The following is an 11,858-nucleotide window of genomic DNA, read 5'->3' on the forward strand; positions in this document are numbered from 1 at the left end:
AAAATGGATCAAATTAAAGTTTTTTCACCTGCAACTGTTGCCAATGTATCATGTGGCTACGATGCTATGGGATTTGCATTAGAGACTTTGGGTGATGACATGATTTTTACTAAAACAAACTCCAAAGACGTTATCATTTCTAAAATAGAAGGCGCAAATCTTCCGTATGAAGCTCATAAAAATGCCGCTGGAGTGGTTGCGCAAATGATGCTAAAAGACTGTAATGCTAATTTTGGGCTAGACATTCAAATCTTTAAAAACTTTAAACCAGGTAGTGGTTTAGGGAGTAGTGCAGCAAGTGCATCAGGAACCGCATTTGCTGTAAACCATTTATTAGGCAACACCTATTCTAACTTAGAACTCACCAAATTTGCCATGCATGGTGAAGTTGTGGCTTGTGGCTCTGCCATTGCAGACAATGTTGCTGCTGCAATTTACGGAGGTTTTATTTTGGTTAGAAGTTATGTTCCGCTAGATATCGTAAGTATACCAACACCTACAAATCTCGTGGCTACAGTTATTCATCCTCAGATTGAAATAAAAACAGAAGACGCTCGTAAAGTTGTACCAACACAAATTGAGCTAAAAACTGCCATTACGCAATGGTCTAACGTAGGTGGACTCATCAGCGGCTTGCACAGCAATGACTTTGATTTAATTGGTCGCTCTTTGGTTGATTTAGTTGCAGAGCCCAACCGCAAAAAATTAATTCCACTTTTTGACGATGTTAAGCAATCTGCTATTTCTGCAGGTGCTCTAGGAGCTGGGATTTCAGGTTCTGGACCTTCAATTTTTGCACTGAGTAAAAATATAGAAACGGCCAAAAAAGTGGAAGAAGCAATGGATACTGTTTATAAAAATTCAGGTATTGAATACAGCACATACGTATCTCATATTAGTAAAACAGGAACACGAATTCAATGACATATTTTAGCTTAAACCATAACGCACCAGAAGTTACATTTGAAGAAGCTGTCGTTAGAGGATTAGCGCCAGATAAGGGCTTATACTTTCCGAAAACCATTCAACAATTACCAGATTCATTTTTTCAAAATATTGAAACCCTAAGTCATGTTGATATTGCTTTTGAGGCCATTAAACAATTTGTTGGTGATGAAATTCCTGAAGCTCAACTTAAAGAAATTTTAAAAGATGTTTTAAGCTTTGATTTCCCTTTAGTTGAAATTGATAAAAGCATTGCTACTTTAGAATTATACCATGGACCAACTATGGCGTTTAAAGATGTTGGAGCACGTTTTATGGCACGTTGTCTTGGTTATTTCAATAGCAAAAATCTAAACACCGAAAATGTCACGGTATTAGTGGCTACTTCTGGAGATACAGGCGGAGCTGTTGCTAATGGATTTTTGGGTGTTAACGGAGTAGACGTTGTTATTTTGTATCCAAGCGGAAAGGTTAGCGATATTCAAGAGAAACAACTCACTACACTTGGGCAAAATATTACGGCTTTAGAAGTTGATGGTGTTTTTGACGATTGCCAAACCATGGTAAAAACTGCATTTTTAGATGAAGATTTAAAAAAAGCCAGAACGCTTACCTCAGCAAACTCCATAAATATTGCCAGATGGTTACCACAAATGTTCTACTACTTTTTTGCCTATAAAACTTTAAAAGACAAAAGTAAAAAACTGATTTTCTCTGTACCTAGTGGCAATTATGGTAACATTTGCGCAGGTATGATGGCTCAAAAACTTGGATTGCCAATTCAGCATTTTGTTACTGGGACTAACGCCAACAATATTGTACCAGAATATTTAAAAACAGGCGATTACAAAACCAAACCATCCGTAGCTACAATAAGTAACGCTATGGATGTTGGTGCACCAAGTAATTTTATAAGGATTGAAGAACTACACAATAATAGCTTTAAGCAATTAAAAGAAAATCTTTCAGGTTACAGCTATACCGATTCTGAAACTATTGATGCTATCAATTATTTAAAAACACATCATAATTACATCGCAGATCCTCACGGAGCCATTGGTTATTTAGCACTAAAAAACTACTTAAACCAAAATCCTGATTCCTTCGGTATTTTCCTAGAAACTGCACATCCTATTAAATTCTTACCTGTAATACCAAAACAAATAGCAGACAATATGGAAATGCCATTACAGACTAAATCTATACTACACAAAGAAAAGAAGTCTATTAAAATTTCTAATTATAATCAACTAAAACATTTTCTTTTAAACAACCCTTAATCTACTTCAATCTATTTTCAAATTACGAACCCCTTAATTTTTAGGGTTAAAAATTGATTTTATCATAATTATACTATTCATACCCTAAAATTTTAAGGGCTATAATTTTATTTATTATAAATTTGAATAAATTTCAAAATTTATTTCAATGAAAAAAGTTGAAGCCATTATTAGAAAATCTAAATTTTCTGCTGTTAAAAGCGCACTACATGATGTTGGCGTAAATTTCTTCTCCTATTGGGATGTTACAGGTCTTGGCAACGAAAAAGAAGGACATGTATACAGAGGCGTTTCATATAGCACTAGCGATATACAAAGACGTTACTTATCTATTGTAGTGAATGACGATTTTGAAGAAGTTACCATAAAAGCCATTTTAGAATCTGCCGCAACTGGTGAAGTTGGTGATGGTAAAATTTTTGTATCAGACATTAAAGAATGCTACAGAATTAGAACCGGAGAAAAAGGAGGTCAAACTTTAAATTAACACCATGGAATTATTTACCACCAATAACATTTGGATGATGATTTGCACGGCCTTGGTCTTCTTTATGCACTTAGGGTTTGCTTTCTTAGAAATTGGTTTAACACGTCAAAAAAACACCATAAACATATTATTCAAAAACATATTTATCATTACAGTTGGTCTACTACTGTACTACCTTGTAGGTTTCAACCTTATGTATCCTGGAGAATTTAATGGTTTTATCGGGTTCTCAGGTTTTGGACTAGAAGCACCACTCACCGAGTCTGGCACTTTAGACCTAACCTATAACGAAGGCTACACCTATTGGACCGACTTTTTATTTCAAGGCATGTTTGCAGCAACAGCAGCAACCATAGTTTCTGGAGCTGTAGCAGAACGGATTAAGATTGGTCCTTTTATGATTTTTACTGTGCTATATGTCGGTTTAGTTTATCCAATAGCAGGCTCATGGAAATGGGGAGGCGGATTTCTAGACAAACTTGGTTTTTATGATTTTGCAGGCTCAACGCTTGTCCATTCAGTAGGTGGCTGGGCAGCCTTGGTCGCTGTATGTTTATTAGGAGCTAGAATCGGAAAATTTAAAGACGGAAAAATTCAAGCCATTCCAGGTCATAATATACCTATTGCCACAGCTGGCGTATTGATTCTCTGGCTAGGTTGGTTTGGTTTTAACGGAGGCTCTGTATTATCCGCAGATCCTGAACTTACATCACTCACATTAGTTACAACTTGTCTTGCTGCTGCTTCTGGCGGAGTATTTTCTGCAATTACCTCAACAATAATGTTCAAAAACCTAGACCTTACTATGTTTTTAAATGGTATTCTAGGTGGTTTGGTTGGCATTACTGCTGGCGCAGATGTCATGACCCCTACAGATGCTATTGTAATCGGTGCTATCTCTGGAGTTATTATTGTTTTTGCAGTAAGTTTTATAGACAAGCTTAAACTAGACGACCCAGTTGGAGCCATAGCAGTTCACCTTGTTTGCGGTATTTGGGGAACTTTAGCTGTTGGTATTTTTGGCTTTAAACCTTTAACCAATGATGCAGGAGAATTTTTAAATGCAGACGGCAATGTGGTAGCTTCTACATTAGACGCAGCTAATGCACTATCATTTTTACCTCAACTCTACGGAGTATTGGCTTACGCTGCCATTTGCCTTGTTTCGTCGTTTTTAATCATTTTTACATTGAAGAAAACTGTTGGAATAAGAGTTTCTGAACTTGAAGAATTGGAAGGATTAGATGCTTATGAACATGGCATGGACGCTTATCCTGACTTTAGATTGAACGAACATTAAGCTTTATATACTTGTTTTAATTTAAATTGTGGAAAACACCCTCTTGAATATAATCGAGAGGGTATTTTATTTCATCACAGTCTTAAAAACTTAAGCTGAATTTCTACTGGCATTAATATTTCCGAATAATGACCTTGTCACCATTTTTTCAAAAACAGCAATTTTAGCTTCATCTTTTTGATCAGCGCTCTTTAATTCCTGCATTTTCTTTAGTGCAAATTGCTGAATGGTCAGTAGTGGTAATACTATAGATTCCCTAACAGCAATAGACGCTTTTGCTACTGGTTCGTTTTCCATTAATTCATTGAATCCTGAGAGTTTTAAAATAAGACGCTTAGTGGTTTCGTATTCTTTATAAATCAATTTCCAAAACTCACCGTATTCTTTATCGTCTGCCATATAACGTGTTAAATCGAAGAAAGACTTTGATAAAGACATCATACTATTAGCAATTAGTGTTCTAAAGAAACGAGACTCTTTGTATAAATGTTGAACTTTTTCAAATTCACCTTTATCTTCATAAAATTTTAAGGCTGTACCAACACCAAAGAAACCTGGTACATTTTGTTTTAACTGGCTCCATGAGCCTACAAACGGAATTGCCCTAAGGTCTTTAAAATCTAATCCTTCAGATTTTCCACGTTTTGAAGGACGACTTCCTATATTTGTTTTTGCATAATATTTTAAGGTACTCATATGCTCTAAATAGGATAAAAATTTAGGATGCCCTTTAAAATCCACATAAGCCTGATAACTTAATTCTGCCAAATGATTCATCACCGTTTTATCTTCGGGTGCCATTTCTTGGTTTTTATCATTTAGACGATTCATAATACCAGAACTTATAAGTTGCTCCATGTTGTATTGCGAAGAATCCAATGTCCCAAAATTAGAGCTAATCGTTTGTCCTTGAATGGTCAATTGAATTTCCTTATCCTCTATCGTTGGGCCTAAAGATGCATAGAACTGGTGTGTTTTTCCACCACCACGAGCTGGCGGTCCTCCTCTACCATCAAAAAATATAACATCAATATCGTATTGACGCGATAAGGTCGTTAAGGCTTCTTTTGCTTTAAAGATTGCCCAATTTGCCATAAGATAACCTCCATCTTTTGTGCCATCACTAAAACCAAGCATTATCGTTTGCCTGTTGTTTCTGTTTTCTAGATGAGCGCGGTAATGCGGATTTGCATACAACTCTTCCATTACTTTTGGTGCAGCTACTAAATCTGTTACGGTTTCAAATAGCGGCACAACATCTGCTGTTAGTTTCTCATGGAATGCCACAATCTTTAACATAGCGAATAACTGCAAAACATTCATTGTGGTTTGATTGTTGCTAATTATATAACGACTACAAGCTATTTCACCATTGGTTTCTTGTATAGATTTCATAGCTTTTATGGTCGCCACAATATCTTGTGATAACTCTTCCTTAAACTCAATATTTCCAATCGATCCTTTTATGGCTGTCAAATGTAATTTTTGATCTTCTTCAGAAAACTCAAAGAAATTCTCTGGGAATAATTCGCTCCCATTAGCAATTAATTCACCAACAAGAGACCTAAACATTGCATCGTGCACACGACTATCTTGCCTTATATCTAAACTGGCAAAATGATAACCAAACAAATTTGTTTTGTTTATCATCGAAGTCACCTTATCTAAATACAAAGATTGATGATCTTCAATTAGTCGGGTTCTAATCTCATGTAATTCAGATTTTAATTCCTCCAAAGTGATTTGATCATCCTTGAGCAATAGCGTATTATACAATTTGTGATTTATGTCTACAATACGTTCTCTAATACCTCTAAAAGTTAATCGTCTTCTCAGGTACTTTATATCTTTAATATAGTTTTTAATGATAGACTCCTTTAATTTTTTAGCAACATCTAGTGTAATCTGTGGAGTTACAAACGGATTACCATCTCTATCTCCTCCTGGCCAAAAACCAATATTTACCAAAGAATTATTGATTTCTTCATAATCAAAGATATTCTGCTGCACATAATCATAAATACTTCCAAAGGATTGGTAGAAAACATTTTTTAGATACCAAATTAAATTAACAGCCTCATCATAAGGTGTTGGTTTATGGTCTTTAAAAAATGGTGTTTTACCCAACTGACCTAGTAGCTCACTAATCTCAGTTAAATTGTCGGTTTTAATAGCTTCAGCTAGATCTGTAATAATACCTAATACCGCTCCAGGATAAAATTGCGTAGGATGAGCTGTTAAAACTATACGCACATTAAAGGTCTCTAGATAACTTTTTAAAAGTGCTTTCTTATGTTGTGCAGTTGCATTTTCCTTTAAACTTCTCAAGGATCCAACACCTTCCATGTTATTCACAATAGGGAAAGCCGCATCCTCTACAGCATCAAACAATACCACTTGACGCTCTATATACTGTATAAAACGGAACAGTAAATCTATCTGCCCTTTTTCATTCAACTGACTTTGATACTTATCAAAAAAAGTATTTACAATAGTTGTAGGATCATTTTTGTCTTCAAATCCTAATTTGCATGTTTCATAAAACAATGGTAACAACGCTACGGTTTTTGATAATGTATCAAACGGTAACGTCATAAAAATACTATTGTAAATCTGATATTTAGAAAGAACATTTTGGTTGAAACGTGCTAATTTTGGTTCAGTGTGCATAAAATTTAATTAGGTTTTAAAAGCCTATTATTTTGGCGAATTACAGAATCTTAAAGATATTATTTTTAGACGTAACGCTAAAGCAATTATTAATATTTAGGCATTAAATTATTGTTATTCAACTTTAGCATTACTTATTTTTACAGAACAAACAAGACTATTGATTTTTTGAAATATGACAGAGAAAGAAAAATTTATGCTCGAAGCCGTTAACGCAGCTCTAAAAGGAATGCACAGCAACGAAGGAGGTCCTTTTGGCTGTGTAATTGTTAAGGATGGAAAAATAGTAGGCAAGGGCAATAATAAAGTGACCTCAACCAACGACCCTACAGCACATGCAGAAGTTACAGCCATTAGAGATGCTTGTAAAAACTTAAATTCATTTCAATTAGAAGGTTGCGAAATTTACACATCATGCGAACCTTGCCCAATGTGTTTGGGTGCCATTTATTGGGCAAGACCAGATAAAGTATACTATGGTAGCAACCAAGTAGATGCCGCTAACATAGGTTTTGATGACGAATTTATTTATAAAGAAATTCCATTGCCATACAACGAAAGAAGCATTCCCTTTGAGCAATTAGCTCCAGAGATTGCCATTAAGCCATTTGTTGAATGGGAGAAAAAAGAAGACAAAACCGAATATTAAACCCAGATTACTCTCATTTTTATAAACGAAAAAGCAAAAAATCCAGATAATTTTTTGAATACTTTCTGTAATCTTTAATAATTATCCTCGACAAAAAGTGCTATATTGATTTTTCGTACAATTCTTAAAAATTATTAAATGTCTAAAACCTATTACGATCCGGCCGATTTAAGAAAATTTGGAAACATTACCGAATGGGACGAAGAACTCGGCAACAAATTTTTTGACTACTACGGAAAAGTATTTGAAGAAGGAGCCTTAACCGCTCGTGAAAAAGCATTGATTGCATTAGCAGTTGCCCATACAGAACAATGCCCTTATTGTATTGACGCTTACACTAAAGACACACTACAAAGAGGAGTAACCAAAGAAGAAATGATGGAAGCCATACATGTTGGCGCAGCCATAAAAGGAGGAGCCACGCTTGTACATGGTGTACAAATGATGAATAAAGTGAATAAACTAGATGGATAAAAGTTTCTTTTAGCTTATCTAAAAGCTAATTGCAAAGCAAAAGAGCAAAACCTTATTAATGATTACCAAATCTTTACACAAACGAGAAAACGTATTAGCCCAAAGTAAAAAGCAGCTAGAAATTCTGTCTAACGGAATTTTTCAAAATGGAGAACTGCCTACTTTTAAAAATAAAATTGCTGAAACCAATCAGTTTCCGTTAAAAGCAAAAAAACTCGAAATTCTTCAGATTAATGTTGGCTATATGTGCAACCAAGTTTGTGAACATTGCCACGTAGATGCTGGTCCTGATCGTAAAGAAATAATGACCAAAGAAACCATGCAACAATGTTTGGAGGTCATAAAAAATACTGGTGCTCACACACTAGATTTAACAGGTGGAGCTCCAGAAATGAACCCTAATTTTAGATGGTTTGTAGAAGAAGCTTCAAAAGCAGGTATTAAGGATTTTATAGTACGTTCTAATCTCACCATCATTCGCGCTAATAAAAAGTATCACGATTTACCTGAGTTTTTTAAAAAACATAACGTTCATGTTGTAAGCTCTATGCCACATTGGACACGCGGTAAAACAGATAAACAAAGAGGTGATGGTGTGTTTGACAAATCTATAAAAGCATTGCAAGAACTCAACGCAGTTGGTTATGGTATGCCTGAAAGTTCTTTAAAGCTAGATTTGGTTTACAATCCTTCAGGTGCGTTTTTGCCAAGCGACCAAGCTTCAATGGAAAAAGACTTCAAAAAAGCTTTAATGGAAGATTTTGGCATTCAATTTCATAATTTGTTTGCCATTACCAATTTACCGATAAGTCGTTTTTTAGACTATCTCATCGCTTCAGAAAATTATGAAGATTACATGTATCAATTGGTTGATGCATACAATCCTGCTGCTGTTGCCAATGTGATGTGCACCAATACGCTTTCAGTGAGTTGGGATGGGTATCTTTACGACTGTGATTTTAACCAAATGTTAGAATTACCTGTAAATAGCAAAGCAAAACACATATCAGACTATAACGAAGATCTTTTAGAAGACCGAAACATTGTAATATCTCAACATTGCTACGGCTGCACAGCTGGTGCAGGTAGTAGTTGCCAAGGCACTGTAGCGTAACATATTCCTGCTTTCGCAGGAATCTCATAACTATGAAAAATAAAATTATATACATTTTTCTATTCTTATCAGGAATTATATTTTCTCAGGAATCCCTTTCAGAATTATTAAAAAAGTACAATAACGAAAGTATACCTTACATTTCAGTTCAAGAATTAGCAATGCAAAAAACAGATGCTATTCTTTTAGATGCCAGAGAACTTAAGGAATATGAAGTTAGTCACTTAAAGGATGCGCTGTATGTTGGCTATGATGAATTCAACCTAAAAAACACCACCAAACAACTCAATAATAAAGACCAAATGATTGTTGTGTATTGTTCTTTGGGTGTTAGGTCTGAAGACATTGCAGAGCAATTAAAAAAAGAAGGCTACACCAATGTTTATAACCTTTTTGGCGGTATTTTTGAATGGAAAAATAACAACCATAAAGTTTACGATAATAAAGAAGAACCTACCGAAAATGTGCATGCATTTTCTAAAAAATGGAGCAAATGGCTCTTAAAAGGTAATAAGATTTATGACTAATGCTCTTGTGATTGTTTTTGTAAAAAACATGAAATTAGGAACCGTAAAAACACGGTTGGCCAAAACCATAGGTGATTATGGCGCTTTTGAAGTATATTCTGAATTGGTAAAAATCACCGAAAAGGCTACTATAGATTTACAAATTGACAAACGCATTTATTTCTCTGATGCTGTTATTGAAAACAAATGGCCCAATGAATTTAAAACCGTTCAAAAGGGTATTGATTTGGGCGAACGCATGCTTAACTCCTTTAAAGATGGATTTGAAGATGGCTATAAAAATATTGTACTCATTGGCTCAGATTTACCAGACATTAGCACATCGCATATTGAAAATGGGCTGAGCGCATTAGAGGAAAACGACGTTGTTTTTGGGCCAGCAGAAGATGGTGGTTATTATCTTATTGGACTTAGCAGTTTAATACCAGAACTATTCAAAAATAAACCTTGGAGCCAATCTACTTTACTAAAAACTACGTTACAAGAGTTACACAATTTAAATGTTTCAGTTAGTACTTTAGAGACTTTAAATGATATTGACACTTATGAAGATTTAATCGCTTCAGATTTTTACAAAAACAACCAAAAATTACAAGAAAAAATACAGCAGCTTAATGATTAAACAAATAACAGAAAGCACAGAATACCTTCAAGAAAAAGGTTTTGATAATCCAGAAGTTGGTATCATTTTAGGTACTGGATTAGGACAATTAGTTAACGAAATAGATATTATAGCACAAGCGAGCTACAACCATATTCCAAATTTTCCAACAGCAACTGTAGAGTTCCACAAAGGAAAATTAATCTACGGCACACTCGGAGGAAAAAAAGTAATCGTTATGCAAGGACGCTTCCATGTGTATGAAGGCTACACCTTTCAGGATGTGACTTTTCCTGTAAGAATTATGGAAAAACTGGGTATTAAAACACTCTTAGTATCTAATGCTGCTGGCGCAGTAAATTTAGATTTTAAAAAAGGTGAATTAATGCTAATTGATGATCATATTAACCTTCAAGGAGGTTCTCCACTTGCTTTTAAAGGTGTTTCTAAACTTGGCGAACGTTTTGTAGATATGAGCGCACCTTATGATGCAGGAATTATTTCAAAATTTGAAAGCATTGCTTCAGAACACAATATTACATTACACAAAGGCGTGTATGCTTCTGTTGTAGGGCCTCAACTAGAAACCAGAGCAGAATACCGAATGCTAAAAATTATGGGTGCAGATGCTGTTGGCATGAGCACAGTTCCAGAAATTATTGTTGCTAATCACCTTAACTTAAAAGCTGCCGCAGTTTCGGTTTTAACAGATGAATGCGACCCAGATAATTTAAAACCTGTAGACATCGCAGAAATCATAGCTATGGCCAATAAAGCTGAACCTGATATGATTACGCTATTTAAAGAATTAATTAAAAGTATTTAATCGTCAGCATGAGTTACTTAGAAACCACAAAAGACGTGTATAAAGAAGCTGCATTAACACCAGATGTTGGCTTGTGTTGCACAACAAATCCTATTTGGGAATTACCAGGTTTAAAAATCCCAAAAATTATGCAAGAGATGAACTACGGTTGTGGCTCTACAGTTCATGCTCGAGACTTAACCAATAATCCAAAAACACTCTATGTTGGTGTTGGTGGTGGCATGGAGTTGCTTCAATTTTCTTATTTCAGCAGACAAAAAGGTGGAGTTATTGGTGTAGATGTTGTTGATGAAATGTTAGAGGCTTCTCGTAAAAATTTCAAAATTGCAGAAGAACAAAACGATTGGTTTAAATCTGAATTTGTTGATCTTAAAAAAGGAGATGCCATGAATCTTCCGGTTGAAGATAATAGCATTGATGTCGCTGCACAAAATTGTTTGTTCAATATTTTCAAAGCTGAAGATCTAAAGAAAGCCATTGCAGAAATGTATCGTGTGCTAAAACCTCATGGAAGATTGGTTATGAGCGATCCTACTTGCGAGCAACCTATGAACGATGACTTACGAAACGACGAACGCTTAAGAGCACTTTGCCTCAGTGGTAGTTTGCCAATTGCCGATTATGTAAAAGCACTTACAGATGCTGGATTTAGCACTATTGAAATTAGAGCGCGTAAACCCTACCGAATTTTAGACCCAAAACATTACCCAACAGATGAATTAATCTATATAGAGTCTATTGAAGTTGCAGCAATCAAAGATCCAATGCCAGCAGATGGACCTTGTATTTTTACAGGAAAAGCGGCTATCTATTATGGCGAAGATGATTATTTTGATGATAAAGCAGGACATGTATTATTAAAAAATCAACCTTTAGCTATTTGTGATAAAACTGCTGGAGCACTAGCTAGTTTAGGCAGAGATGATATTTTTATTAGTGAATCAACATATCACTATGATGGTGGTGGGTGCTGTTAGACCACATT

At 35.1% G+C, this 11,858-nt stretch carries 12 protein-coding genes; 11 read left to right on the forward strand and 1 reads right to left on the reverse strand.

What is annotated here, in order from left to right; all coding sequences use genetic code 11:
* Positions 1-3 precede the first annotated feature (3 nt).
* From MST30_RS03325 to MST30_RS03340, 4 genes are all read left to right on the forward strand, one after another.
* Positions 4-924 (forward strand): homoserine kinase, encoded by a 921-nt coding sequence (locus tag MST30_RS03325; RefSeq protein WP_243472992.1) that lies wholly within the window; start codon positions 4-6, stop codon positions 922-924.
* A complete protein-coding gene (gene thrC, locus MST30_RS03330; RefSeq protein ID WP_243472993.1) occupies positions 921-2,225 on the forward strand; it encodes a threonine synthase in 1,305 nt (434 codons plus the stop codon). Before MST30_RS03325 ends, thrC begins: the two co-directional genes overlap by 4 nt.
* A gap of 148 nt (positions 2,226-2,373) precedes the next feature.
* Entirely contained in the window at positions 2,374-2,712 is a 339-nt protein-coding gene (locus MST30_RS03335) for a P-II family nitrogen regulator (RefSeq protein ID WP_243472994.1), read from the forward strand.
* Between the two features lie 4 nt (positions 2,713-2,716).
* Positions 2,717-4,012 (forward strand): ammonium transporter, encoded by a 1,296-nt coding sequence (locus tag MST30_RS03340; RefSeq protein ID WP_243472995.1) that lies wholly within the window; start codon positions 2,717-2,719, stop codon positions 4,010-4,012.
* 90 nt (positions 4,013-4,102) lie between these two features.
* Here the strand turns inward: MST30_RS03340 and MST30_RS03345 are convergent, their stop codons facing one another.
* A complete protein-coding gene (locus MST30_RS03345; protein ID WP_243472996.1) occupies positions 4,103-6,682 on the reverse strand; it encodes a phosphoenolpyruvate carboxylase in 2,580 nt (859 codons plus the stop codon).
* Between the two features lie 175 nt (positions 6,683-6,857).
* Here MST30_RS03345 and MST30_RS03350 point away from each other — a divergent pair, with 175 nt between their 5' ends.
* From MST30_RS03350 to arsM, 7 genes are all read left to right on the forward strand, one after another.
* Complete coding sequence (locus MST30_RS03350; RefSeq protein WP_243472997.1) at positions 6,858-7,331, forward strand: nucleoside deaminase; 474 nt, start codon at positions 6,858-6,860, stop codon at positions 7,329-7,331.
* A gap of 138 nt (positions 7,332-7,469) precedes the next feature.
* Positions 7,470-7,805, forward strand: coding sequence for an arsenosugar biosynthesis-associated peroxidase-like protein (locus MST30_RS03355; RefSeq protein ID WP_243472998.1), 336 nt, complete (start codon positions 7,470-7,472; stop codon positions 7,803-7,805).
* Positions 7,806-7,863: 58 nt separating this feature from the next.
* Positions 7,864-8,919 (forward strand): arsenosugar biosynthesis radical SAM (seleno)protein ArsS, encoded by a 1,056-nt coding sequence (arsS, locus tag MST30_RS03360; RefSeq protein ID WP_243472999.1) that lies wholly within the window; start codon positions 7,864-7,866, stop codon positions 8,917-8,919.
* A gap of 32 nt (positions 8,920-8,951) precedes the next feature.
* Complete coding sequence (locus tag MST30_RS03365) at positions 8,952-9,446, forward strand: rhodanese-like domain-containing protein (RefSeq protein WP_243473000.1); 495 nt, start codon at positions 8,952-8,954, stop codon at positions 9,444-9,446.
* Positions 9,439-10,068: a TIGR04282 family arsenosugar biosynthesis glycosyltransferase gene (locus MST30_RS03370; protein WP_262914436.1), complete on the forward strand. Its 630-nt coding sequence runs from the start codon at positions 9,439-9,441 to the stop codon at positions 10,066-10,068. The genes MST30_RS03365 and MST30_RS03370 overlap by 8 nt, the downstream gene beginning before the upstream one ends.
* Positions 10,061-10,873 (forward strand): purine-nucleoside phosphorylase, encoded by an 813-nt coding sequence (locus tag MST30_RS03375; RefSeq protein ID WP_243473002.1) that lies wholly within the window; start codon positions 10,061-10,063, stop codon positions 10,871-10,873. The genes MST30_RS03370 and MST30_RS03375 overlap by 8 nt, the downstream gene beginning before the upstream one ends.
* 8 nt (positions 10,874-10,881) lie before the next feature.
* Positions 10,882-11,850 (forward strand): arsenosugar biosynthesis arsenite methyltransferase ArsM, encoded by a 969-nt coding sequence (gene arsM, locus MST30_RS03380; RefSeq protein ID WP_243473003.1) that lies wholly within the window; start codon positions 10,882-10,884, stop codon positions 11,848-11,850.
* The last annotated feature ends 8 nt before the right edge of the window (positions 11,851-11,858 follow it).

The organism is Winogradskyella sp. MH6 (assembly GCF_022810765.1).
Taxonomy (GTDB): Bacteria; Bacteroidota; Bacteroidia; order Flavobacteriales; family Flavobacteriaceae; genus Winogradskyella.

Coding starts and splice junctions, on each gene's coding strand:
- MST30_RS03325 (WP_243472992.1), top strand. CDS start 4: ATGGATCAAATTAAAGTTTTTTCACCTGCAACTGTTGCCAATGTATCA.
- thrC (WP_243472993.1), top strand. CDS start 921: ATGACATATTTTAGCTTAAACCATAACGCACCAGAAGTTACATTTGAA.
- MST30_RS03335 (WP_243472994.1), top strand. CDS start 2,374: ATGAAAAAAGTTGAAGCCATTATTAGAAAATCTAAATTTTCTGCTGTT.
- MST30_RS03340 (WP_243472995.1), top strand. CDS start 2,717: ATGGAATTATTTACCACCAATAACATTTGGATGATGATTTGCACGGCC.
- MST30_RS03345 (WP_243472996.1), bottom strand. CDS start 6,682: ATGCACACTGAACCAAAATTAGCACGTTTCAACCAAAATGTTCTTTCT.
- MST30_RS03350 (WP_243472997.1), top strand. CDS start 6,858: ATGACAGAGAAAGAAAAATTTATGCTCGAAGCCGTTAACGCAGCTCTA.
- MST30_RS03355 (WP_243472998.1), top strand. CDS start 7,470: ATGTCTAAAACCTATTACGATCCGGCCGATTTAAGAAAATTTGGAAAC.
- arsS (WP_243472999.1), top strand. CDS start 7,864: ATGATTACCAAATCTTTACACAAACGAGAAAACGTATTAGCCCAAAGT.
- MST30_RS03365 (WP_243473000.1), top strand. CDS start 8,952: ATGAAAAATAAAATTATATACATTTTTCTATTCTTATCAGGAATTATA.
- MST30_RS03370 (WP_262914436.1), top strand. CDS start 9,439: ATGACTAATGCTCTTGTGATTGTTTTTGTAAAAAACATGAAATTAGGA.
- MST30_RS03375 (WP_243473002.1), top strand. CDS start 10,061: ATGATTAAACAAATAACAGAAAGCACAGAATACCTTCAAGAAAAAGGT.
- arsM (WP_243473003.1), top strand. CDS start 10,882: ATGAGTTACTTAGAAACCACAAAAGACGTGTATAAAGAAGCTGCATTA.